This window comes from Sorangium sp. So ce448, assembly GCF_051520915.1.
GTDB classification, from domain to species: Bacteria; Myxococcota_A; Polyangia; order Polyangiales; family Polyangiaceae; genus Sorangium; species Sorangium cellulosum_B.
The window spans coordinates 8173560-8196326 of sequence record NZ_CP150343.1 but is presented as its reverse complement, the minus strand read 5'-3'; the positions used below and the strand labels follow the sequence as shown (position 1 = coordinate 8196326).

Annotated in this window: 21 protein-coding genes; 14 read left to right on the top strand and 7 right to left on the bottom strand. The window is 69.4% G+C overall.

The window, feature by feature from the left end:
- The first annotated feature begins 1 nt into the window (after position 1).
- The 8 genes from WMF45_RS30795 to WMF45_RS30760 all read left to right on the top strand — a co-directional run bounded on the left by WMF45_RS30795 (position 2) and on the right by WMF45_RS30760 (position 9212).
- A complete protein-coding gene (locus WMF45_RS30795; RefSeq protein WP_437708590.1) occupies positions 2–961 on the top strand; it encodes an NAD-dependent epimerase/dehydratase family protein in 960 nt (319 codons plus the stop codon).
- On the top strand, positions 962–2005 hold the full coding sequence (locus WMF45_RS30790) for a hypothetical protein (protein WP_437708588.1): 1044 nt from the start codon (positions 962–964) through the stop codon (positions 2003–2005).
- Entirely contained in the window at positions 2002–3081 is a 1080-nt protein-coding gene (locus WMF45_RS30785) for an NAD-dependent epimerase/dehydratase family protein (protein ID WP_437708586.1), read from the top strand. The genes WMF45_RS30790 and WMF45_RS30785 overlap by 4 nt, the downstream gene beginning before the upstream one ends.
- On the top strand, positions 3078–3797 hold the full coding sequence (locus tag WMF45_RS30780; RefSeq protein WP_437708584.1) for a glycosyltransferase family 2 protein: 720 nt from the start codon (positions 3078–3080) through the stop codon (positions 3795–3797). Before WMF45_RS30785 ends, WMF45_RS30780 begins: the two co-directional genes overlap by 4 nt.
- The gene (locus WMF45_RS30775; RefSeq protein ID WP_437708582.1) at positions 3784–5829 is read left to right on the top strand and encodes an alginate O-acetyltransferase AlgX-related protein; all 2046 of its coding nucleotides are present in this window, start codon (positions 3784–3786) and stop codon (positions 5827–5829) included. Before WMF45_RS30780 ends, WMF45_RS30775 begins: the two co-directional genes overlap by 14 nt.
- Positions 5826–6680, top strand: coding sequence for a transglutaminase family protein (locus WMF45_RS30770; protein ID WP_437708580.1), 855 nt, complete (start codon positions 5826–5828; stop codon positions 6678–6680). Before WMF45_RS30775 ends, WMF45_RS30770 begins: the two co-directional genes overlap by 4 nt.
- Positions 6580–6939: an FG-GAP-like repeat-containing protein gene (locus WMF45_RS30765; protein ID WP_437719598.1), complete on the top strand. Its 360-nt coding sequence runs from the start codon at positions 6580–6582 to the stop codon at positions 6937–6939. Before WMF45_RS30770 ends, WMF45_RS30765 begins: the two co-directional genes overlap by 101 nt.
- 311 nt (positions 6940–7250) lie before the next feature.
- Positions 7251–9212: an FG-GAP-like repeat-containing protein gene (locus WMF45_RS30760; RefSeq protein WP_437708578.1), complete on the top strand. Its 1962-nt coding sequence runs from the start codon at positions 7251–7253 to the stop codon at positions 9210–9212.
- A 23-nt stretch (positions 9213–9235) separates the two neighbouring features.
- On the opposite strand, the gene WMF45_RS30755 is transcribed toward WMF45_RS30760, so the two are convergent.
- The 3 genes from WMF45_RS30755 to WMF45_RS30745 all read right to left on the bottom strand — a co-directional run bounded on the left by WMF45_RS30755 (position 9236) and on the right by WMF45_RS30745 (position 10624).
- Complete coding sequence (locus tag WMF45_RS30755) at positions 9236–9721, bottom strand: hypothetical protein (RefSeq protein ID WP_437708576.1); 486 nt, start codon at positions 9719–9721, stop codon at positions 9236–9238.
- 149 nt (positions 9722–9870) lie between these two features.
- Positions 9871–10377: a hypothetical protein gene (locus WMF45_RS30750; protein ID WP_437708574.1), complete on the bottom strand. Its 507-nt coding sequence runs from the start codon at positions 10375–10377 to the stop codon at positions 9871–9873.
- 97 nt (positions 10378–10474) lie between these two features.
- The gene (locus tag WMF45_RS30745) at positions 10475–10624 is read right to left on the bottom strand and encodes a hypothetical protein (RefSeq protein WP_437708572.1); all 150 of its coding nucleotides are present in this window, start codon (positions 10622–10624) and stop codon (positions 10475–10477) included.
- 351 nt (positions 10625–10975) lie between these two features.
- Here WMF45_RS30745 and WMF45_RS30740 point away from each other — a divergent pair, with 351 nt between their 5' ends.
- Complete coding sequence (locus WMF45_RS30740; RefSeq protein ID WP_437708571.1) at positions 10976–11710, top strand: hypothetical protein; 735 nt, start codon at positions 10976–10978, stop codon at positions 11708–11710.
- A gap of 37 nt (positions 11711–11747) precedes the next feature.
- Here WMF45_RS30740 and WMF45_RS30735 read toward each other — a convergent pair whose 3' ends face one another.
- Positions 11748–13064 (bottom strand): MFS transporter, encoded by a 1317-nt coding sequence (locus WMF45_RS30735; protein WP_437708569.1) that lies wholly within the window; start codon positions 13062–13064, stop codon positions 11748–11750.
- Between the two features lie 254 nt (positions 13065–13318).
- Here WMF45_RS30735 and WMF45_RS30730 point away from each other — a divergent pair, with 254 nt between their 5' ends.
- Complete coding sequence (locus tag WMF45_RS30730) at positions 13319–13843, top strand: STAS domain-containing protein (protein ID WP_437708567.1); 525 nt, start codon at positions 13319–13321, stop codon at positions 13841–13843.
- Between the two features lie 318 nt (positions 13844–14161).
- Here WMF45_RS30730 and WMF45_RS30725 read toward each other — a convergent pair whose 3' ends face one another.
- Positions 14162–15382, bottom strand: coding sequence for an RNA polymerase sigma factor (locus tag WMF45_RS30725; RefSeq protein ID WP_437708565.1), 1221 nt, complete (start codon positions 15380–15382; stop codon positions 14162–14164).
- Between the two features lie 234 nt (positions 15383–15616).
- Between WMF45_RS30725 and WMF45_RS30720 the strand changes: the two genes are divergently transcribed.
- The 4 genes from WMF45_RS30720 to WMF45_RS30705 all read left to right on the top strand — a co-directional run bounded on the left by WMF45_RS30720 (position 15617) and on the right by WMF45_RS30705 (position 20899).
- Complete coding sequence (locus tag WMF45_RS30720; RefSeq protein WP_437708563.1) at positions 15617–16663, top strand: hypothetical protein; 1047 nt, start codon at positions 15617–15619, stop codon at positions 16661–16663.
- A 473-nt stretch (positions 16664–17136) separates the two neighbouring features.
- Complete coding sequence (locus tag WMF45_RS30715) at positions 17137–17811, top strand: hypothetical protein (protein WP_437708562.1); 675 nt, start codon at positions 17137–17139, stop codon at positions 17809–17811.
- Between the two features lie 165 nt (positions 17812–17976).
- Positions 17977–19029, top strand: coding sequence for a hypothetical protein (locus WMF45_RS30710; protein WP_437708560.1), 1053 nt, complete (start codon positions 17977–17979; stop codon positions 19027–19029).
- A 481-nt stretch (positions 19030–19510) separates the two neighbouring features.
- On the top strand, positions 19511–20899 hold the full coding sequence (locus WMF45_RS30705) for a DUF6544 family protein (RefSeq protein ID WP_437708558.1): 1389 nt from the start codon (positions 19511–19513) through the stop codon (positions 20897–20899).
- Positions 20900–21193: 294 nt separating this feature from the next.
- Here the strand turns inward: WMF45_RS30705 and WMF45_RS30700 are convergent, their stop codons facing one another.
- Together WMF45_RS30700 and WMF45_RS30695 are read right to left on the bottom strand one after the other, a co-directional pair.
- A complete protein-coding gene (locus tag WMF45_RS30700) occupies positions 21194–22180 on the bottom strand; it encodes a hypothetical protein (RefSeq protein ID WP_437708557.1) in 987 nt (328 codons plus the stop codon).
- Between the two features lie 213 nt (positions 22181–22393).
- On the bottom strand, positions 22394–22738 hold the full coding sequence (locus tag WMF45_RS30695; RefSeq protein ID WP_437708555.1) for a hypothetical protein: 345 nt from the start codon (positions 22736–22738) through the stop codon (positions 22394–22396).
- Positions 22739–22767: the final 29 nt, after the last annotated feature.

The following is a 22767-nucleotide window of genomic DNA, read 5'->3' as shown; positions in this document are numbered from 1 at the left end:
GATGCCGACAGCCCTGGTGACCGGCGCCGCCGGCGTGATGGGCGCCCGCTTGACGGCGCGGCTGCGCAAAGCGGGCTGGCAAGTGCGAGCGCTCGTGCTGCCCGGTGATCCGTCGCGAGCGCGCATGGATGCGCTGGGCTGCGACGTGCGCGAAGGCGATATCAGCGATGCGAGCACACTGGCCGGCGTGTGTCGCGGCGTCGACCTCGTCTACCACCTGGCCGCCATCATCATTACCCACGACCCCACGCTGTTTCAGCGCGTCAACCGCGACGGCACGGCGCACCTTGTCGCGGAGGCGCGAAGAGCGGGGGTGCCGCACTTCGTCTACGTCTCGTCGGCCTCGGTCGTTTACCCCCGTCGGACGCGCTATGCCGAGTCCAAGCTCGAGGCCGAGCGTATCGTCCAGGGCTCAGGGCTCGCCTACACGATCGTGCGGCCCACGCTGGTTTACGACCAGGGCGGCGGTCAGGAGCTCCTGATGTTCCTCGACTACTTGCGGCGGTTTCCGGTGGTGCCGTTCATCGGCGCCGGGAGCGCGCTCAAGAGGCCCGTTTGGGCCGAGGATATCGTCGACGGCCTCGTGCGGCTCGCCAATGCGCCGATCGCGCACGGCAAGACTTACAACTTCAGCGGCGCGGAGGTGATTTCGATGCGCGAGCTCGCTGAGCTGCTGCTGCTTCATCGCGATCGGCCTCGGCCCTTCTTGCACCTGCCGGTGTGGGCGTGCCGGGCGCTGGCGGCCGTGCTCCCCGTGTTCATGAAGCGGCCCCCGCTCACGTCGAGCGCGATAGCCGGCATCGTCAACGACGCCGATCTCGACCCGACCGAAGCCATGAACGACCTCGGCTATGCGCCGCTCGGCGTGCGCGCCGGGTTGCGTCGCTGTTTTCCTTCACCCGCCGTCGAGGCGGCCAGCCTCGCACACCGCGCGGGTGAAGCTCTTGAAAGGACAAATTAGATGAGCCTGCGTTTCCCACTGCAGCAAATTGGTACTCTGTGCTGCTCGGCTGTGCTCGGATGCTCGGCCTTCTCGGGCGAGCCCCCGAAGGGTGCCGACGAAGCCCCGCCCGCGGAGGACGTCGCGCTGATGCGCGAGGTCGGCGAGAAGGCCAACGGCACCATCGTCTGGTCCAGCTCCCGCGTGGGCAATCACGACCTGTTCACGATGAAGACCGACGGCTCGGACGTCAAGCAGATCACCAAGGGCGACGAGGTCGACTGGTTCCCGAGGTTCTCTCCGAGCGGCGAGCAAATCCTGTTTTGCCGCAGCAAACAAGGCTGGGTGAGCGAACGCGACGCCAACGCCAGCGACAAATGGGACATCTACACGGTCAAGCCGGACGGCTCCGAGCCGAAGAAGGTCGTCGAGGGCGCGAGCTGGGGTAGCTGGATCTCGGAGGATGAGATCCTGTTCGTACGGGGCACGAAGGTCTTTCGCAGCAAGGTCGGCAGCGGCGAAGAGACGCAGTTGATGGACAGCGAGGGCGTCTCCGATCTGGACGGCGCCTTGCTGCAGCAGCCGGAGCTCTCGAGTGACGGCAAGTACCTCGCCATCACGCTGCGCGGTTCGAAGCGCGAAACCGGCATCTGGAACATCGCCAAGAAGGCCTGGACCCAGACCGGGCTGGGCTGCCAGGTGAACTGGACGCCGGATCACACGGCCATCTACTGGGTTCACCCGACCGGGAATGGCGATAGCCGGGTGCTGCGCATGCCGCTCGATAATGGCGCGCCGCCGAAGGACGTCGACCTGGACAAGCTCCAGTTCATGGACTTGCCGGGGCGCCGCTCGCACGAGTACTTCCCGCAGCTGTCGCGCGACGGCAAATGGATGGTCTGGGGCATCACCCAGCGCGGTCACGACCACGACACCGCCGACTACGAGATCTACCTGTGGGAGGTGGGCACGCCGCCCGAAAAGGCCGCGCGCCTCACCTTCAACTCGGCCAATGATCGCTGGCCCGACATCTTCCTTCCGTCCGCCGGGAGCGGCTCGCCGTGAGGGAAACGCGCATCGCCGTGGTCGGCGCGGGCGGCTTCATCGGCTCGCACCTGGTGCCGGCTTTGCTTGAACGCTTCGCCTGCCAGGTCGACGCCGTCGACGTGGATCTGACCAAGCTCGAGTGCTGGGACGCGCGCGTACGGCGCATCGAGGCGCGCGTCGAGGCGCCGGGGCTCGTCGAGGACGTGACCGAGCGCTGTCAGGTCGTGATCTCGCTCACGGCGCTCTGCAACCCAGCCCAGTACTCGACCATCCCGCTGGAGGTCATCGACGCCAGCTTCACGCACCTGTTGCCGCTCGTGAAGCGCTGCGCGGAGCGCGCCGTGCGCTTGATTCACTTCTCGACCGCCGAGGTTTACGGGCGCGCCGCGCTGGACGCGCAGGGGCTGCCGACCGCGCGTATGCACGAGGACGACTCGTGCTTCTTGCTCGGCCCGGTGGGGCGCGAGCGCTGGACGTATTCGTGCGCCAAGCAGCTGCTCGAGCGGGTGATCTGGGCGCACGGCCAGCACGGCGCGTTGCCGTTCACGATCATCCGACCCTTCAACACCATCGGCGCGCGCATGGACTTCCTGCCCGGCATCGACGGGGAGGGGACACCCCGCGTACTGGCCAGCTTCATGAGCGCGCTGCTGCGAGGGGAGCCTTTGCCGCTCGTGGGCGGCGGCGCGCAACGGCGGGCGTTCATGGACGTGAGCGACATGGTCGAAGCCGTGTGCCGCGTGCTCGAGCGGCCGAAGCAGAGTAGAGGTCAGATCTTCAACATCGGCAACCCGGACAACAACGTCAGCATCGCGGAGCTCGCTCGGCTGCTGGCCGACGCTTTCGCTGAGCGGTTGCCCGAGCGCGCGCCTGCCCAGTTTCGCGTGGTGTCGGCCGCCGAGTTCTATGGCCCCGGCTACGACGACACGCAGGAGCGCGTCCCCGACGTTCAGAAGGCGCAGCAGCTGCTCGGTTGGAAGCCCCAGCGACGCCTGGCGGCCTCCTTGCCGCCGATCGTGCACGACTACGTCGAGCGCTACGGCGGTCGCGTCGCAGCGGCGTCCTCGCTCTCCCAGCTCGCGAGCTCCGCATGAAGGTGACGGTCGTCATCCCTGCGTACAACGCTGCCCGGCACATCGAGTCGGTGCTGGAGCGCGTCGGCGGCCTGGCTTCGTCGGGGCCCACCCACGTGGTGGTCGTCGACGACGGCAGTCGCGACGACACGGCCCGTCGGGTCGAGCGCTACAGCTCGCCGGCGTTTCGCCTTAGCTTGCTCCGGCGGCGCAACAACGGCGGTTACGGCGCGGCGATGAAGGACGGTCTGGCCAGGGCTCGCGCCGATGCGCCGGATCTGGTCGCCTGTATCCACGCCGACGGTCAGTATGCGCCCGAGGCCTTGCCTGGGCTGATCGGGGAGCTTTCGCGTCGCGGGCTCGATCTGCTGCAGGGCTCGCGCATCGCCGCGGGCACGGCGTTGCAGGGGGGTATGCCCCTCTACAAGTACGTCGGCAATGCGCTGCTGAACCGCATCGAGAACCGGACGCTGGCACTTTCGATGACCGACTACCACAGCGGCTACCTTCTCTATGGGCCGCGCGCGCTGGCGCTGCCGTTTCACGCCCTGTCCGACAGCTTCGATTTCGATCTGGAAGTCATCGCCTCGGCGCGGGCACGTGGGCTTTCGGTCGGCGAGGCGCCGGTGCCCACGCACTACGGGGACGAGGTCTCGCACCTGAACCCGCTGACGTACGGGCTCCGGGTGCTTCGAGTGATGTGGAACTACCGTCGAGGTCGCTATGACGCAGCGTAAGCGCGCGCTTGGGGTTTGGGGCTTGCTCGCCGCCGCATCGGCGCCTGGCATTGTTTCTTGTCACGCCGGGTCTGCGAAATTTCCCTGGGGTGATGCGACACCGGGCACGCGCGTCGAACACGCTCACGTCCGTACGCTGAACGAAGGCTATGCGCGGACGCGCTCGCAGGTCTGGGTGCGCGAGGTGGCACGCCCGACGCGCGCCGCGCTGGACTACGCCGCCTATCACAGCAACTTCATGATCGCCGACCCGGAGCCAGAGACGCCCATGTCGGCCGCGGGCACGCCCGATACCTCGCGCGCGTTCGCGGGGCAGCTCGACCAGGGCAGCCTGACGAGCGATCTCGCGAAGACGCCGCTCTCGCCGGTCGAGCAGCAGCAAGCGCTGGCCTTCGCGCCGCTGTCTGAGTTTTTGCAAGCGCGCAAGGTGGCGGGGGCCGAAGCGCTAGCCGAGGTCGGCTCAGCCGTGCGCAGCGAGCGGTGGGGCCTTCAGTTGCCGCCCGGCACCTCCGGCCAGCTCCTGAGCGAGGTGTTTGTTCATCAGCCCGCGTCGGGCGCGGTGGAGCTGTGGGCCAAGGTGGAGTTTCAGCCTTGGTTCAAGCCTTTTGCGGGCTCCGCCGATCAGGACGGGGACGGCTTTCCCGAGCTGTATGGCCGAGTGGCGCCTGGCGTCGTCACTCCCGTGCTCGTGGCTGCGATTCAGAAGGACTACGTGGATCCAGTGCTGTCGCCGGGCGAGGTGAAGGCCTGGGCGAACCAGCTCTCGTCGTACTGGTACCCGTCCTTCAACACCGATCTCATGCCGGTGGGACCGAGCTTTCCGGACGCGCAGACCGAGCCCTACATCAAGCAAGAGCTGGGCGGGCGCGCTTTTCCGGCGCCGACCATCGTGCTGCGCGGCAAGCCGCAAGGCAAGGCCACGTACAACGTCTTTCTGGTGCGTGGCGAAGGCGCGGCGCTCGCGGCCGCTGCGCCCGCGAAGCCGGCGCTTCGGCTGAGCAAGACACGTCCGTCGCCGAACCCCGCGCCGGGGCTCGAGACGGTGCAGCGCGAGCTGGCCCAGGCGGGCGGCTCCTGGCCGACGTGGATGGCCAAGCTCAGGCCGACCCATGACGCCCTGAAGAAACGGCTCAAGGGCATGCCGCCGAAGGTCAAGGCGCTGGCTGGGCGAGATGGCTTTCTGTTCTACCGCAACGACCTCGAATACGTCAGCGGGGGTGATCTCGAGCAGCAACGGAAGGGAAAGAACCCGCTGCCGGTGATCCTCGAGTTCAAGAAGCTGCTCGACGAGCAGGGGGTCGACTTCTTGTTCGTGCCGGTCCCGACGAAGCTCGAGGTGTATCCGGAGAAGCTGGACCCCGCTTTCACAGCGCTCTCGGGTCAGGTCATCAATCCGGCCTTCCGCAAGCTGATCGAGAGTCTCAGCAGGGAAGGCGTGGAGATCGTGGACCTGCTGCCGGCGTTCCTGCAGGCGAAGGCCACGAGCGCAGCGGAGCCGTTCCTGTTCCAGCGCCAGGACACGCACTGGACCGACCGTGGGCTGCGCTTGGCCGCAGACCTCCTGGCCACCCGCGTGAAGAAGTACCCCTGGTACGCCGAGCTCGCCAAGCAGAAGCGCGCTTACGACCTGCGCGAAGCCAGCTTCACCCGCTTCGGCGATCTGCATTCGCGGCTGCCGGAAGCCGAGCAGAAAAAGTACGCGCCTGAGACGCTCGTGGCGCACCAGGTCGTCGCCGACGGCAAGCCGTACGACGACGAGCCGGAGAGCCCGGTCGTGCTCCTGGGCGACAGCTTCACCGCCGTCTATGAGCTGACGGACGCCGAGCACGCTGGCGTCTCGGCGCACCTCGCGCGTGGCATCGCGTATCCGCTCGACCTGGTCATGAGCTACGGCGGCGGCCCCAACGTGCGGCAAAAGCTGCTGCGCCGCAGCGTCGAGGCGCTCGGCACGAAGAAGCTGGTCATCTGGATGATGACGGCGCGTGATCTCTACAACTACTGGGAAGACTGGGAGCCGCTGAAGAAGCCATGAAGCGCCGCTCGCTCCTGCTCTTGCTCGCGGGCAGCGGCTGCTGGCGTGTTCCGCGTCGAGAGCTCGCGTTCGGCCGCGCCCTGATCGGCCTGGCCCGTGACATTGCGTTTGTCGACGAGAGCCAGGTGACCTGGAGCCTGACGGAGCTCTCGCGTCTCGTCGACGAGGCGGAGAGCGCGCTCGCTTCGTCGCCCCGGCGCTCACCTGCTACGGTGCTGAGTGAGCTCTTGTTCGGCCGCTGGGGCTTCGTGCGCGAAGTGGCCGACACGAATCTGGCCTTCGTGTGCCTGCCCGGCGTGCTGGAGCGCCGCCGCGGGAGCTGCGTAGGCCTTGGTACCTTGTTTCTCGCGCTGGCTGACGCGCTCGGCCATTCGGCGTCCGGGGTGATGATGCCTGGGCACTTCTACGTGCGGGTGCAGGAGCAGGGCGGCGCGCGCAACGTGGAGCTGCTGCGCGCCGGTGAGGCGATGCCGGACGCGTGGTACGGCCAGCGCTTTCCGGTGCCGGGCGGCTCGGCGCGCGAATACGCGCGTCCGCTCAGCCAGTCCGAGGTGCTGGGCGTCGTCGAATACAACGTCGGCAACGAACGGCGCCGGCAGCTACGGCTGGCCGAGGCGCGCGCAGCCTACATCCGCGCCACTGGCTTGTTTCCGGAGCTGTCCGAGGCCCACGCCAGCCTCGGCGCCGTCGAACAGCTGCTCGGTAATCTCGAGAGCGCGGAGGCAAGCTACCGTCGCGCTTGCAACGCCAATCCGCATTTGCCCGGCATCGAGCAGAACCTTTCGCTCCTGGCAGCGGAGCGCACGACCGCGACGACTCCGCGGGCGTGCCCGCTGCCGCCGAGCTACTGATTGGCAAGGGAATGGCAACGGCGACGCGACCGTCCAGCCGGAGCTCTGCACCACGGGGGGCACGACGTCCTCGGGGGGCGTCCGCCCGATGACCGGCAACGGCAAAGGGACCTTCAGCGCGGGCGCGGTCGTTCCGGCCGGCAGCTCGCCCGGCGCCAACGCCATCGCCGCCGCGGACCTGGATGCCGATGGGTACGACGATCTCGTCCTGACCAACAGGGGATCCGGCACCCTCACCGTGGTCCCCAACGGACTCTGACCCGCCTTTTCGCCCTTTTTTGTTTATGTGGCTCGCCTGGCTGGAGCACCCTACGTGAGCTGAAAACTCCCCATCGACGGCGGATCGTACGCAGTCGCACGATGAGGGGCGCGCTCTGCAGCTGAGGCAGCAGCAGCGGAGCGCGCCTGGACCCGGGGGGGCTGCTCGTGCTTGAACCCGTGATGTGCGCGGTACCGGGCGAACGGGCCCGATGCGGTGGTGTACACTGATTTTCGCGCGAGCTCAGCGCGGGATCCGGTGGCTCGCGCGGCACCCCCCCGGGGCTTCAACAAAATAACAGAGGACAAACCATGAGCTATCGCAAGAGCTCTCTTTTCAGCTGTCTGGCGATCCCCGCGTTCTCCAGCCTGCTGTTCGCGAGCTGCACCAGCGCCGGCCCCTCCGTGGCCGACGGCGATGACAACGAGGACGCGGGCGGCCACGGCTGCCTGGCCGTGAACGCGCCGTGCGACGCCACGGTGCCGTGCTGCGACGGCCTCACCTGCCAGAGCGGCACATGCGCCGATGTGAACGAGTGCGCCCTGGGCACCGACAACTGCGACGCGAACGCGGCCTGCACCGACACGGCGGGCTCCTTCACCTGCGCTTGCAACGCAGGGTACTCGGGCGACGGCGTGAGGTGCACCGATGTGAACGAGTGCGCCGTGGGCACCGACAACTGCGACGCGAACGCTGCGTGCACCAACACGGCGGGCTCCTTCACCTGCGCTTGCAACGCGGGGTACTCCGGCGACGGCGTGACCTGCACCAACATCGACGAGTGCGCCGAAAGCCCGTGCCAGAACGGCGGGACCTGCATCGACGGCATCAACAGCACCACCTGCGCGTGCTTGCCCGGTTTCACCGGCGACAACTGCGAGACCGACATCGACGAGTGCGCCGAAAGCCCGTGCCAGAACGGCGGGACCTGCGTCGACGGCATCAACAGCACCACCTGCGAGTGCTTGCCCACCTACGAGGGCACCAGCTGCGAGGCGTGCGAAGGCAGCCTCGCGGACTGCAACGGGCGCACGTCCGACGGCTGCGAGGTGAACCTCCAGAGCGACGCCTCCCACTGCAACGCCTGCGGCAGCGCGTGCGCTGCGGGTCAGATCTGCTCGAACGGTGGCTGCCAGGACCCGCCCTCGGGCCAGGTCCCCGGCACACCGAGCAGCGTCTCCGTGCCCCACAACCCGCTGGCTCCCGCGGTCGCCGATGTGAATAACGACGGTGAGCTCGACCTCCTCGTGGCCAACGCCGAATCCGGGTCATCGACGACCCCCTCCGGGTCGCTCTCCGTGTTTCACGGCAACGGCGACGCGACCGTCCAGCCGGAGCTCTACACAACGGGCGCCCCGCTCTCCAGCAACGCGGTCGTGGCGGTGGACGTGGACGGCGACGGGTGGCTCGACGCCGTCACCGTCGACGGCCAGACCAACCTGCCCACCAGCAACGGGAGCATCAGCGTCTACCGAAACCGGGGCGCGAGCGCGCCCGGAACCTTCGGCGCGCCGACGAGCTTCACCACCGGTACCCCGGGCTCCGTCCACCTCTGCGCCGCGGACTTCGATCACGACGGGGCGGCCGACATCGCCACCACCAGCGTGGCCCTGAATCAGGTGAGCGTGATCATGGGCACCGGCGGGGGCAGCTTCGGCGCGCCCACGCTCATCTCCATCGCGGGCACCGGGGGCGTGCAGTCGAGCATCGCGTGCCGCGATCTGAACGGCGACGGCTCCTCGGATATCGTGGTGACGAGCCCCGGCTCCGCACGCCTGTCGATCCTCCTCAACCAGGGCAACGGCTCGTTCGCCGCTCCGGTCGCCTACACCAACTCCGCCAACGGCCAGACGGCGGGCATCGCCTTCGGCGACGCCGATGGGGACGGCAAGCTCGACATCCTCTCGAACGGCGCGGCCGGCCGGTACCTCTTCTTCTTCAGAGGGAACGGCGACGGCACGTTCGCGAGCGGCGTTCAGTCCACCGCGTCGTCGAGCGCGATCGCCAACTCGGCGCTGGGGGTCGTGGCCAGTGATTTCAACGGCGATGGCAAGCTCGACGCCTACATCCTGGTCACCACGTCCTCGGGCGGCGTCCGCCCGATGACCGGCAATGGCAATGGGACCTTCAGCGCGGGCCCGGTCGTCCCGACCGGCACGTCGCCCGGCGCCAACGCCATCGCCGCCGCGGACATGGATGGCGATGGATACGACGATCTCGTCCTCACCAACAGAGAGTCCGGCACCCTCACCGTGATCCCCAACGGGCTCTGACCCGCCGAATCGCCCTTATGCCGTCAGGGGCTCGGCTTCGCGCGGCGGCCGGTGAAGGTGTCGGAGGCGATGGGCTCGCCGGTGTCTGTCGAAGGATCGAGCGGGTCTTCCCCGTCCTCGAAGGTGCGCACGACGAGGGAGCCGGCGATGTCGTCGCAGCCCTGGCCGACCGTGTCGAGGACGATATCGATCCGGGCCGTCGTCATCAGGGTGTTGTCCTCGTCGTAGACGAACGCGAACAGGGCGCCTCGAGCGCCGTCGTGACCGACCTTCTCCCAGCTCCCCTGCTGGTTGGAGAAGTTGTAGAGGGGCTGCGTCGAGGTGGTCCCGAAGAAGGACCCGTCGGCCGCGAACGTCCAGAAATCCCTGGCGCCGCCCGCTTCCGAGATCAGGTAGGTCCCGGCGCATCTGGAAGGGAAGCCCCCGGCCAGCGTCGGCTCCGGCCGGAGCGCGAGCCCGAGGGCCGCGAGCGGGAGCAACGAGAGAGCAAATACAAGCTTTTTGCGCATACGTTTCGATCCTTTCCACGGATCGGTGCGCGTGCTCTCGGCGCGTCCTCGCGCCAGGGCGCCGCGACAGGTCCGTTCAAACGAGCGTGGAGAAACTCTCTCTTATCTCACGGAAGCGACGCCGCCGGAAGCTCTTTCGGTGCGGAGAGCTAGGGCGCGGACGACCGATGGTAGAGATGCCCATTCAGGTACGCGCAATCGAACGTTGTGACCGGCGTGGCGCCGGGAGCGAGCGGGTCGACCCCCGTGGCGAAGATCTTGCCCTGGCAGCTCGCCGTGAACGTCTCCTTGTTGGGAGCGAACACCAGGAGGTAGTCGACGACGGCGATCCCGGAGAACGCGGGCGCTGCGCCGGTCAGATCGAAATTGAGGTTGAGCATGCGCATGGAGATCGTGTGGTTCCCCGCGCGCCTCCAGGAGCCCTGGCTGTCGCTGAACGTGAACCCGCCGGCGCCGAACGTGACCTGATCCGAGAGGGTCATCCCGGCCGTGCCGTCCCGGTGAAGGTGCATGATCTCCGCGCGATCCGGGAGGCTCGCCACGTAGGTCCCGGCGAAGTCCGTGCCCTCCGCGAGGGCGCCCCCGGCGCCGGCGAAGAGCCCCCCGGCCGCTGCTGCGAGCGCCGTGGCCGCAAGATGAATTCGAGAGATACCCATCGATGAAAGCTCCTTTGGTTTGAACTGTTCATTCAATCACGTCCGTACATCGGCTGTCGACGGGCAGTGAAGGAGCACGCACCCCGGGATCTCGGGATCAGGGCCTGGCCGAGCAGCGAAGGGGAGGCCCGGCTTGCGTCTCGCGGCGCGCGGCATCGAAGAGCGCGACCGGAGCGACGCTCCAGAGGGGCAGATCCCGGCCGATGCCCCGGAACGTCGCGACGGCCGCCTGGCGAACCTCGGCCATCGACTCGCACGGGAGCGCGTCCCCGCCGGGCGTTCGGAGCGCGGGCGAGGCCAGCCCCGTGTGCCGGCGCTCGTCGCGCTCGATCTAGTCGTGGCCCTCTTGACGGGGCGGAGGCTCGTATGCCGTGGCTACACACCGTACACGTCAGCTGGGTGGCCTCTCAGGTTGTTTCACTGTGAATTCTCTGCGAATCGCATCGCCAGGTCGGCGCCTCGCGTCGCTCCTCGCGCGCTTCGCGGCAGAACGGCCGGGCGTGCGGGCGAGGTGGCCCCCGCTGCCCTCCGGGGCGTGAACTCGGTCCGATTCACGCTGTTGCGTCTACAAGGGCCACGGGTGAGGATGCGCACGCGAATGAAGCGTTCTCCGCAGAGCGCCCAGCGCGCCGCCGTCGCGGCCGAACTGGAGCGGATGGTGGCGAGTCCGGTGTTCGGTGGGTCGGCGCGGCAGATCCGGCTGCTCCGTTTCGTGGTCTGCGAGGCGCTCGCGGGGCGCGGCGCCGATCTGCGCGCACCTCTCCTCGCCACCCGCGTCTTCGATCGGCCGGAGGGCTTCGACTCCGTCGAGGACTCGATCGTACGTGTCGAGATGAGCAAGCTCCGGCGGGCCCTGGAGCGTTACTACGCCGCGAGCCCCGCGGCCTCGGTGCGCATCGAGCTGCCACGCGGCCGCTATGCTCCCGTCTTCGCCACGGGGCCGGCCGCGGCCGAGCCCGCCCAGTCCGGCGCCTCCCCGCGCCCCCCGATGGATTCGCAGCCTGCGGATTGGTCGGGACCGCTGTCCCCCCGATCGGGCTGTATCCCGGGCAGCGCCGACGGGCCCGTCGACGCGATCCTCAAGTTCGAGGATCTGCCCGGCTGCATGGACACCTTCCGGGCCCGGCTCGGCATCACGGAGCCCCTGCCCCACGTGAACGAGACCAGGTACCCGACCGTGAAGCGCACGCCCACGGCGGCGTACTACGACGCCGAGTCGGTGGACATCGTCCTCCGCGTCTACGCCGACGATTTCCGGCTGTTCGGCTACAGCCCGGCGCCGCCGCAGAGCTCGAGCGGCGCGCCGGCCCCGTCGCCGGCGGTCCCGCCGTGACCGCCGCGCCCACGCCGGGGGATGCTCGGGGGCGAGCTCATCGCAGCACCGCCGCGCCCGCGTGGCGCCGGGCTCCAGGATGCTGTCGGCCCAGGGCAAAGGCCAGCGCGGCCCCGAGCGCGGCCAGCGGCGCGACCTGCAGGGCGCCGAGGAGGCCGATCCGGTCGGCGAGGACGCCGGTCACGAGCGGCGCCAGGGCCAGGCCGAGCAGGTTGTTGGCCAGCGCCAGCGTCGCGAACGCGGTCGCGCGGATCGACGCCCCGGTCATGCCGGCGACCATGGCGCTGGCCGGGCCGGCCGTGCCCCCGGCGAACAGCGTCCCGGCCCCGATGAGCACGAGCTGCATGGGGCCTGCTTCGAGCCGGAAAGCCACGCTCAGCAAGGTGCAACAGGTCATGCTGTAGGCGAGCGCCATCCGCCACGGGCGAGCCGGCTGTCCGCGACTCAGCCGATCGGTCAACACACCGCAGGCGATCATGCCGGCGCCGCCGACCAGGACGAAGACGGCCGCGGCGGCGCCCGCCCGATCGACCGTCATGCCGTAGTAACGATTCAGGTAGCTGGGCATCCAGGTCAGCACGGCCCCCATGACGAACAGGTGCAGACCGCTGCCCACATAGACACAGACGATCGAGCGCGTCGGAAACAGCCCCTTCAGCACGGAGCGGAGCGACATCGGCCGGCGCGCGGAGGGTCTCGCGACGGCGGCGCGCTGGCCCTCCTCCGGCGCTGGTCGCAACCGCTGTTCGGTGACGGCAAAGCGGTAGATCACGGCGAGGACGAGGCCGAACAGGGCCATGACGCCGAACGACCAGCGCCAGCCCAGCCTCGCCGCCACGTGGCCGCCGAGCGCCATGCCCAGCACGGCGCCGAAGGCGCCGCCGGCCGTGAAGGCGCCGCTCAGGCTGGCCCACTGGTGCCGCGGGAACACCGACAGCACCACGGCGATACCGACGCTGCCATAGGCGGCTTCCCCGACGCCGATGATGAAACGAGCGACGAGCATCTGGCCGAAGTCGGCCGACAGCGCGCACCCCAGCGTCGCCACGCTCCACAGCGTCGCCATGAGGGTCAGGCTCCGGACGCGGCCCAGGCGATCCGCCAGCAACGACAGCGGAATGGCGAGCAGACCGACCGTCAGCGCCACGGCGCCGCTCAGGGCCCCCATCTCGGTATCGGTCAGTCCCCACTCCAGCTTCAGCGACGGGAAGACCGCGTTCAGGACCTGCCGCGACATGTAATCGGACAGCAGCAGGCCAAAGCTCAGAGCAAAGACCAGCCAGGCGTAAGCGCGCGGCACGGCGGGCGTCTCGGGTAGATCGTCCGCCTCGGATTCATGGGAATGAGGTGCCAAGAGGGGCTCCTTTCGTGTCCAGGCGCAGCGGTCCCCTGATGCGCGGAGCGTAGGCGGGGGCGACGCGGATGGCGATGAAGTGAGCGTCGAGGCCATCGGCGAACCCGGCCGGCCGATGTATGCGGGTGCTGACTGGGGGAGGTTCCATGCCGGATCGTGCGCCTCGTCGTGCCTCAGCCTTCGTGCGCGGCTCCCGATATATCGCGCGGCGCCCGACGAGGAGCTGCGGCAGAACGCCCGCAGGTTCCATTCCCGTGGAGATCCTCGGGACGCCGGTCCCCTTCGAGGGCGGGCACGCCGTGCAGATCGTGTTCCGGGACATCGCCGATCGGAACCAGGCGGAGAAGATCCGCGAGCTCACCCTGCTGCAGCAGCAGACCATCTGGGTGCAGGAGCAGGCCTTGCGCAAGCTGTCGACGCCGCTCATTCCGCTCGGCGACGGCGTCGTCGTCGTGCCGCTCGTCGGCGCGATCGACGAGGTCCGCGCCGAGCAGCTGCGCTTGGTGCTCCTCGACGGCATCATCGCCCATGACGCGCAGGTGGCCATCCTCGACGTGACCGGGGTTCCGAGCGTCGACCACTGGGTCGCCGAGGCGCTGCTCGGCGCCGCGAAGGCGGCGAGGCTGCTCGGGGTCGACGTGATCTTCTCCGGGATCAAGCCCAGAGCGGAGCAGGCCTTCGTCGAGAGCGGCGCCCGCTTCCACGGCGTGGTGACGAAAGCGACGCTGAAGGACGCGCTCGCCTGCGCGTTGAAGGGGGCACGGGAGCTCCGGAGTTAGAGCGCTTGCCGGCCGGCTCGCCCGCGCCGGGACGCTGGCGGCGGAGCGCCCGCGCTCCGCTCGGCGCGCGACAGGCAACGTGCAGGCGCGCGGCTTCTAGCACTGCTGCGGGAAGTCGCCCCGAACGGCAAAAAAGCCGCCATGGCGCCAAGGCCGCCAAGAGGAGAAGGGAAGGGCCGCCCCGGCATTTTTACCTCCTGTTCCTCTGGTTTCTTGGCGCCCTTGGCGTCATGGCGGTTCGCTCCGCAGCCCGACTTCCCGCAGTCGTGCTGGTTGCCTTGAGATCGCCTTCTCTGGCGACCGGACTGCAGTCCCGTTTCAGTTGCGGCGCGCCATCGCTCGCAGGCGCCGCAGGAGCACCTCGCGATCTCCTGCGTAGGAGCCCTTCGGGAAGTCGCGCCGGTGTCGCTCGAGCAGGAGCCGCACAGCGTCGTATTCACCGGAGGTGAGCGCCGCGAAGGCCTGCCGCATCAACCGGTCCTCCGGCATCGAGACGGCGGCGTCGCGTCGAGGAAGGCCGTGCGGAGCGCGCGGGGGCGTCGCATCGGGGCGGGCCGCTTTGAGGGCGCCGCTGACGGCGCCCGTGGGCGGTTCCTCGGGGCGCAGCTCGGGGCCCGAGGGCAGGGCGCCGCGGTGCACTGTCGCGGCCACCGGGGAGCGCAGCGCGACGGCGTGAGCTAGCGGCAGCGGGCTCCCGCTGCGCGGGCCGGGGACCAGCAGGACGAGCGCTCCCGCCACGGCGGCCGCGGCGCCGGCTGCGGCGCTGGCCACGCTGCGTCTGCCGGCCCTCGTGGCCAGGAGCGGCCTCCGCTGCGAGCTCGCCACAGGGCCGGCCTCGCGGCGAGCCGGCGCGCGCCGGAGGGCCCGGCTGGCCCAGTCGAGAAGCCGCCGCAGACGGCCTTCGTGCAGAGGCCGCGAGGCGGCGCGCGCCTCGATCGCGCCGAACGCGAGAGCGAGCGGCGCGATCAGGGCGCCGCGGCCGCGGTTCCGGGCCCGCCAGCGGCGCGCGGCGGCGACGAGGCTCTGCCGCGCGAGCCGGAGGTGGTTCCATGCGGTGTTGTGCGGCATCGCGCGCTCCTCGGCGATGTCCTGGACCGCCTCCTCCTCCAGGTCATGCGCGACAAGGATCTCCCGGCGCATCGGGGGCACCTCCAGGAGCAGGTCCGCGAGGAGCTCGTGCTGTTGCGCCTCGATGAGCTGTGTCTCGGAGTCCGGCGCTGCGCTGGAGAACCCGTCCAGCGCCTCCTCCGGCCAGGGCTCCTCGTGCCGGCGATGAGCGCGCCTGCGCTCGTTGGAGATGTGGTTGAACGCGATCCGGAGGAGCCAGGTGCGCACGCTGGCAACGTGAGGATCGTACCGGGGCAGCGACCGCGAGGCGCCGAGGAAGATCTCCTGGAGCAGGTCGTCCCGATCCGCGCCCCGGAAACCCTGCCGCTCGACGTAGCGGCGGACGAGATCCAGGTGCTCGGCCATGATCGCCTCGATGGTGAGCGGTGATTGCTCGGCGGGGGTGTCCGTCGTGCGAGACGATTTCCTCATGCGAGCGTACTTACCTGGTGACCTCGTCGGCCATTTGAGAATCGACATACCGCGCTGAGCCGAGCCAGGCGCGCGGCGTTCGAGCGAGCGCGGCCCCCCTCGGCGCGCCGCGTAGCAGGGCCATCATTCTCGCGGCGCGACCAGAATTGTCTGACGGTAGAGCCGATTCCGTCGTTTTCTCCGGACCAAGGTGGCTTGACCGAAACGAGACTCGCCACGTAGTATGCCGCGGAGATGGCGTCCACAGGACGGTTGCTCCTCGCGGTGGCCGCCGCGTCTGCCGTGTGGAGTCGCGTGGCGGTGGCCGCCGGGGAAGTTCCTTCTGCTGGACCGTCCGCAGCGGCCACGATGCGCTCCGAGTCCGAGGAGGCGTTCGCACGGGGCGATAGGGCGCGGCGCGCGGGGCGGTGGCAGGACGCGGAGGCGGCGTATCGCGCGGCGTGGAAGGCGGATCCGCGGCCGGAGTTCGCGGGGGAGCTCGGGCTTGCGGAGCTCGCGCTCGGGCGGCCCCGGGACGCGGCGGAGCACCTGCGGGAGTCGCTGGTGTATCCGGAGACGCTCCAGCCGGCGGCGCAGCGGCGCTTCCGGGCGGGGCTCCAGAAGGCGGAGCGCGATATCTCGTCCGCAACCGTCGCGGTGAGCCGACCCGAGGCCGAGGTGTTCATCGACGGCCGGCGGATCGGCCGCGGACAGGGCATGTATTTCGTCTATCTCGAGCCGGGGCGGCACGAGGCGCGTGGCAAGCTCGATGGGTATGTCGACGACGTTTATCCGTTCGAGGCGCAGCGGGGACGGGAGTCGATGGTCGGCCTTCACCTGGAGCCCAAGCCTCCGCCGCCTACTGCGCGTGCGCCGGTCGCGGCGCCGGTTGCGCCTGCGCCGGCGCAGGCGCCCGGGGGGCCGCCGGCCGGCACGGTGTTCCGCATCGGTGGGTTCGCGCTCGCGTCGGCCGGGGTTGCGGTCGGCGCGGGCTTCTCCCTCGCAGCGACGGTGCGCGGCGGCGAGGCGGAGGCTCAGGCAGATCGGATCCGCCAGCGCGGCGGGCCTTTTGCGTGCGCGAACACGGACTACGTCGTGCAGTGCGCCGTCCTGCACGATCTGAACCACAGCCGCGACATGCTCGAGGCTGCCGCGGTAGCGGGCTTCCTCAGCGCAGGCATCGTCGCCGCGATCGCGCTCTCGTCCTTCTGGTGGGCCCCGGCGCCTGGCAAGAACATCCTGCGCGTGGGGCCGATTGCGACGGCGCAGCACCATGGTGTGCTTCTCTCAGGTACATGGTAGGGGAGCGAAGTCGACCGAAAGAAATGGTAGCCTCCATGCGGATCGTGCGGAGCATACTGACGGGGGCGCCGCTTCTCGTTACAGGCGGCGTAGCGGTAGCGGGCGGTTGCGGCAGCGAGCGCGACTGCGCCGAGGACGTCATGTGCGAGGTCGTGAACGAGGATGGCACGAGCAACGGGCATTGCTGGGGTCAGTGTGTTCGCGTGCCGCCGGGCTCGTTCGGCGCGCCAGTGCTTGTCTGGACAGGGCCAGAGACGCTCGCTCCGTCATCGTGTGACGAACTCGCGTGGGTCGTCCCCGAGACGGGCGAACGGGTCCCTCTCGTCGGTGCTTTGCCGGAGTTCGTTGGACGAGCCGTACCGATCGCTGCCCACGACTGCCCAGCGTGTGACTGCATGCCCCCGGCGTGCACGTTCCCGTCTGCCGTGACGACGGGCGCGCTTGGGATGTGCGGCACGCTCCCCGAGGACACGATGACACCGTTCCCTCCGCCGCCGGGCTGGGACGGGTCGTGCGTATCGCCAGGTTTCCTGGCGCCGGAGGAGTTCACATCGATCACCATAGGGTCCGTGCAGATGTGTATGCCCTTCGTGGCCGGCGAGCCTTCGCGACCGCTGGCGGCGGGCACGGGCAATGTCGCGATCGCATGCAGCGGTGACCTGGAGCTGAAGCTGTGCCCGGACCCCTCGGAGCTCTGCATGATCCAACAGCAGCAGGCGCATTTGCCAGACGGCTGGCGCCACTGCGTCGTCGCGGAGGACGATGGCACGCAGGAGTGCCCGCAGCCTGGGGAGACGGCGGACCCGCGAAAGGTGTTCTCCGAGAAGCTTTCGGTATTCTACGACGACCTGGTGACCAAGCCCGCATGCACGCCGTGCGCATGCGACGCGCCGGCTACGAGCCGATGCGAAGCGCTCGTGTATGCATACGAGGATCGCGCGTGCAGCGACTTGTTCTTCGTCGTCAATGCGACCACGAGCGGTGGGGAGACCTGCGCGGTCCCGCCGCCGAGCACCAGTGTGGGCAGCCTGAGCGCCACGTGGCTCGCCAACGAGCCTGGGCGCTGTACGCCAAGCGGAGGCGAGCCGTTTCCCGAGGTGACGCGCGGCCAGCCCAAGCTGCTGTGCTGTCTGCCGAGGGAGTCGTGAGGCTGCAGGCGGGCGAACCGCCGGGCGGTGCGCGCTCTGCCGGTCGGAGCCAACCCGAGGCGCAACGGAGCGTGGTCTCATCGAGGGCGCGCGGAACAGAGCGGTGAGGTCGAGATGAGGCGGAACGGAACGCGGCGGCTTCTGCGCTCGCTGAGCGCACTCTCATTGGCTGGCCTGAGCTGGGCGCTCGCCGCGGGGGCGTGCACGCCGCGCGAGGAGGCGTGTGGCGACCCGTGGAACCTCTGCCCGGTCGTCAACGACGATGGCACCAGCAACGGAGTCTGCTCGGGCAAATGCGTTCTGCAAGAGCTGGCCTTCTTTACCGAGCCGTTGCTCTTCTGGACGGGACCCGAGGAGTCCGAGCCGGCGTGCGAGGAGCTCGTGTTCGTCGATCCCAGATCGGGCAAAGGCGAGACCATCGCCCCGACTACGGCGTTCCTGCTCCAGTCGAGCCGGCCCGGTGGGGAGACCTGCCCAGAATGTGCGTGCAGCGGGCCGGATTGCGTGTTGCCGCGGATGGTCGCGGCGAACTCCCTTGCGTCCTGCGAGCAGACGCCGCCGGCGACCTACATGCCATTCAATCCGCCTGCGGATTGGCGAGGCGCCTGCGTTTCCCCGGGCGTCGTGCCGTCAGAGCAGGTCAGATCGATCTGGACGGGGCCGGCCACGGAGGCGTCGTGTACGCCCACCACCTTCGAGCGGCCGCCTCCCGAGGGACCTCAGCAGATTGCGGTTGCATGTCGGGGCATCGTGGCCGAGGGCCGGTGCCCAGCGTTCAGGGACCTGTGCATGGTCAACCAGGGAGAGGCGAATGTGCCCCCAGGATGGCGCTACTGCATCGTCGGGAACGGCGGTGACCAGAGCTGTTACGCGCCTTCCGAGCCTGGAGAGGCCCCGAGGTTTTCGGACAAACTGACCTTCTACCGTCGAGGAGAAGACGAGCTGGAGTGCGCGCCCTGCGCCTGCCTGCCCAGCGCGCCGAGCCGGTGCGAGGCGCGGGTGAGCGCCTACACGGACCGTACCTGCAGCGACAGTGCGCTCATCGGCGCGGAGGACGTGGTTACGGGCGAGGGAGACGGTTGCCTGCAATTCGATGCCGGGCCGGCGCTCGGCAGCATCCGCGCAGAATGGATGGTGAACGAGCCGGGGAGCTGCATCCCAACCGGCGGCGGGCCACGGGCCATCACCGTCTGCTGTCTGCCGGAGCCGGAAAAATGACGGAGCGATGTGAGTCTACATCAAGGGAGCAGTCTGAGCGCGACGTGGGTCGTCAACGAGCCCGGGCGCAGCTCTGCTCCCCGGAGGACGGGCGCCGATGGGCGCGCTGAAACGCAAGGGGGCGGAGACGAGCTGCGGCCTCGCGGTGGTCATCATGGTCCGCGACGCGAGGCACTCTTGTCCTCGGGGCGCTCGCCATCATGCCCGCTGTGTGCATACCTGATCAACACCTCGTCGACGTTGAGCCTAACGGGAGCAGCTGCGACGGCGAGCGGGACGCGCAAGATCTGCGTGGACGACGGCCGAGCTTCGCGTCTCGGCGCTCGGTTCCGCGCGAGTGGACCACCCCCTCGGCGTCGCTTCTGGTTTGGCACGCGGGCTGCAATGCAAAAATAAAGAAGAGCACGTGAGAGATGGGATCGGCTGCAGACGACCCGACGACGGGTGGGTTCAGCAGGCGATTCCGGGAAAGAGGCACGTCATGCGGCTCGGATTGGCCCTCCTGATCGCGCTCCACGGCGCGATTCACCTCGTCGGATACCGCGAGTGGTCGAAGCTCGCAGCTACCGGTCAGCCGGGCGATCGCACGCTCGTGCCCCTCTCTCCCACGGGCGCTCGGATCTTCGCCCTGCTCTGGCTCACGGCGCTGATCCTTCTGCTCGCGGCGGCAGCGCTCCAGGTCCTGCGGCGCGACGCGTGGTGGGCGCCGGCGCTCTTCGGCGTGCTCCTGTCCCAGGGCCTCATCGTCCTCGCGTGGCCCCAGGCGAAGTTCGGCACGCTCGTCAACGTGCTCCTCCTCTTGCCGATCGTGGCTGCTGCCGCACACGCACGCTTCCGCCATGAGGTCGATTCGGAGGTCCGAGCGCTGCTCGCGCGCCCTACGGAGCCGCGCGCTTCCAGCGTCGACCCCTCCGAGCTCGAGCGCCTGCCCGCGCCGGTGCGCACCTGGCTGGAGGCCTCGGGCGTCGTCGGCCGGGAAAGGGCTCAGACGGTCCGGCTGAAGCAGCGCGGCGAGCTCCGGACCAGCCCCGACGCCGCCTGGATGCCCGCGGAGGCCGAGCAGTACTTCTCCGTCGACGAGCCCGCTTTCGTCTGGAACGTCACGACGAAGATGATGGGCATCCTCCCGATCGAGGGCCGCGACAAGTACGCCGCCGGCAAGGGCCAGATGCTCATCAAGGCGGCGTCGCTCGTCAACATCGTCGACGCGGCCGACGAGAAGATCGACCAGGGCGCCATGCTGCGCTTTCTGGGCGAGATCGTCTGGTTCCCTTCAGCGGCGCTGAGCCCCTACATCGCATGGGAGTCGCTCGACGCGACCAGCGCGAAGGCGACGATGCGCCACGCAGGGAAGGTGGCATCGGCGGTGTTCACGTTCGATCCTCAGGGGCGCGTGGTCGGGCTGCAGGCAGAGCGTTATCTCGGCGGCGGCGCGGACGCGAAGCTCACGCCCTGGTCCGTGTCGTGCTCGGACTGGCGTACGTTCCGGGGTATCGGGGTTCCGAGCCGAGGGGAGGTCCTGTGGAAGCTCGAGAGCGGGAATTTCAGCTACTACCGCTGGGAGATCCTCGACGTGGAGCACAACCCCGCGGGGCCATATCGCCGGGAGAGCGGCGATGGGCGCGGTCAGTCAGGCACGACTCGCGCCCGCGGCGAACACCTCGGCATATTTCTTTCGCAGCGGGTCCGTCACGAGCGACCGGATGCGCTCCTCGTCGAGCAGCTCGACGAGCGGGACCCGCTGGGCGTGCCACCGGCCTCCCTTGCCGAACTTCCCGGACTCGGAAAACTCGCCCTCAACCCACCTGCCCGGGAGCACCGAGGACGTATCGAGCTTGTACCAGACTCCATACCGAGCCGCGCTCCATGAGTCCTTGAATTTGCTCCCGACGCCGGGGTGGGCGACGCCGAACCAGCATTCAGGCGTGGAAAAGCCGGGCGCCTCTTCGTCCGGCGCATAGGCGGCGATCCAGACGAACGCGACGTTCAACTCGCCTTCGTCCGCATCTTTGCCCTGCGTTGCCTTCGCCGCGTCGTCCTCGTCGTCTCCGCTCTCTTCGCTGGCATCTTCCTCTCATGCCAGACATGGGGAGAGCGGGTGCGCGGCGTCGTCGTGCGGACGGATTGCCAGCCGGCGATTCACCGGTGATGCGCGGGATCCGGCCTAGAGCGGGCGGCCGATCCGGGCGCGGATCTGCGCCCGGACATCCTCTGGAAGCGAGCGCAGGTAGTCGTCGGGCAGCAGCCGCAACGTCTCGTCAGGCACGAGGAGGAGCCGCTCCTCGGGGGTGAGCCCTGCGACGCGCTGCTCGGGCGGAAGGCCGGCGAGCCGCTGCTCGGGCGGAAGGCCGGCGAGCCGCTGCTCAGGCGGAAGGCCGGCGAGCCGCTGCTCAGGGGTCAGCCCCGCGGCCCGCTGCTCGGGGGTCAGCCCCGCGGCCCGTTGCTCGGGCGGCAGCGCCGCCAGCAGCTCGTCCACCGGCAGCGCTGGCAGCAGCGTCTCGATCGGCAGCTTCTTCAGCAGCGTCCGCAGCACTTCGTCAAAGCCTTCCAGCTCGCGCATCGCCATCGCGATCTCCTCCGCACCGACCTGCTCGGCCAGCCAGCGGCGCGCCTCAACAGTCCGCGCCGTGCCGTGACCGAGCAAGTGTAGCAGATCATCGCCCTCCTCCTCGGCCACCCTGGCGAGCTCGACCACGTACAGCGCGAACGCTCCTCCCTGGAGCTGCCAGTAGCCGCCGGCGAGGTCGCGCCAGAGCAGCCCGAGCGCCGCGGCATCGGCGTCAAGGGGGCGGCTGCGCGACGGCAGCAGCAACACGCCGGCCAGGTCGCGGCGCGGTCCGAGCCGCTTCCCAGCGCCCGCGTAGTGCAGCGACAGGTAGCCCCAGAGCCGGTCGAGATCGCGGCCGCGGTAGGTGCGCCGGACACTCTTGAACTCGACGATCGTCTCCCTGGGCAAGAGCGACCAGAGCCTTCGCAAGGTGCCGGCCGGCCCGTGGGTTTCGCCCGGAGCCTCGTTGCGCAGCAGGAGAACATCGGCCCGGGGCGGCTCTGTTGACAAGGGCACCTCGCTTTGGATCTGAAAATGGCGCGGGCGGCGCTGGCGCAGCAATGCGGCGAGCAGCACGTGCCACGCGGTCCGGGTCGAGCCCATGGCACCCTGTACTGGCAACTCCGGCGCAGGACAAGCAAGCATGAGCGCGAGAGGCGTCTCAAGGTCCTTGTCTCATCGGCCTCATCGCTTTACGAGGACAGGGTACCTTTCATCATGCTTTCTTCAGGAGCAGGCGAATCGTGGTGATACCCGGGCACCATGCGGCCCCGCGCCAGCGGGCTCGGCGCGTGCCCTGCCCCCTCCGAGAAGGCGTCATTCCGGCGTGACCACCTCCAGCAAATGCCCCAGCCCCTGCGCGCGGAGCGTCTCGGCCTGGAGCCGCTCCGCGATCGCGTTGAGCTCGCCGAGCGCCTGCCCGGAGCCGCCGCCCACGATCGTGCGCAGCGGTCGCTTGCCGGCCGGCGCCTCGACGAGCGCCACGACGGCGTCGGCGACCTCGCGCGGGTCGGGCGCGCCCGCCGCCTCGAACATGGCGGCGAGGCCGGCGTTCATGCGCGCGGGCAGCTCGGCGAGCTCGCCGTAGCCGGCGAGGCGCGCGGGCTCCGCGGGCGCCAGCATGTTCTTGCCGAGCGCGGTCGGGTACGGCCCGGGCTCCACGATCGCCGACTCGATGCCGAGGGGCGCGC

Coding starts and splice junctions, on each gene's coding strand:
- WMF45_RS30795 (WP_437708590.1), top strand. CDS start 2: ATGCCGACAGCCCTGGTGACCGGCGCCGCCGGCGTGATGGGCGCCCGC.
- WMF45_RS30790 (WP_437708588.1), top strand. CDS start 962: ATGAGCCTGCGTTTCCCACTGCAGCAAATTGGTACTCTGTGCTGCTCG.
- WMF45_RS30780 (WP_437708584.1), top strand. CDS start 3,078: ATGAAGGTGACGGTCGTCATCCCTGCGTACAACGCTGCCCGGCACATC.
- WMF45_RS30775 (WP_437708582.1), top strand. CDS start 3,784: ATGACGCAGCGTAAGCGCGCGCTTGGGGTTTGGGGCTTGCTCGCCGCC.
- WMF45_RS30770 (WP_437708580.1), top strand. CDS start 5,826: ATGAAGCGCCGCTCGCTCCTGCTCTTGCTCGCGGGCAGCGGCTGCTGG.
- WMF45_RS30760 (WP_437708578.1), top strand. CDS start 7,251: ATGAGCTATCGCAAGAGCTCTCTTTTCAGCTGTCTGGCGATCCCCGCG.
- WMF45_RS30755 (WP_437708576.1), bottom strand. CDS start 9,721: ATGCGCAAAAAGCTTGTATTTGCTCTCTCGTTGCTCCCGCTCGCGGCC.
- WMF45_RS30750 (WP_437708574.1), bottom strand. CDS start 10,377: ATGGGTATCTCTCGAATTCATCTTGCGGCCACGGCGCTCGCAGCAGCG.
- WMF45_RS30745 (WP_437708572.1), bottom strand. CDS start 10,624: ATGGCCGAGGTTCGCCAGGCGGCCGTCGCGACGTTCCGGGGCATCGGC.
- WMF45_RS30740 (WP_437708571.1), top strand. CDS start 10,976: ATGAAGCGTTCTCCGCAGAGCGCCCAGCGCGCCGCCGTCGCGGCCGAA.
- WMF45_RS30725 (WP_437708565.1), bottom strand. CDS start 15,382: ATGAGGAAATCGTCTCGCACGACGGACACCCCCGCCGAGCAATCACCG.
- WMF45_RS30720 (WP_437708563.1), top strand. CDS start 15,617: ATGGCGTCCACAGGACGGTTGCTCCTCGCGGTGGCCGCCGCGTCTGCC.
- WMF45_RS30715 (WP_437708562.1), top strand. CDS start 17,137: ATGACACCGTTCCCTCCGCCGCCGGGCTGGGACGGGTCGTGCGTATCG.
- WMF45_RS30705 (WP_437708558.1), top strand. CDS start 19,511: ATGCGGCTCGGATTGGCCCTCCTGATCGCGCTCCACGGCGCGATTCAC.
- WMF45_RS30700 (WP_437708557.1), bottom strand. CDS start 22,180: ATGGGCTCGACCCGGACCGCGTGGCACGTGCTGCTCGCCGCATTGCTG.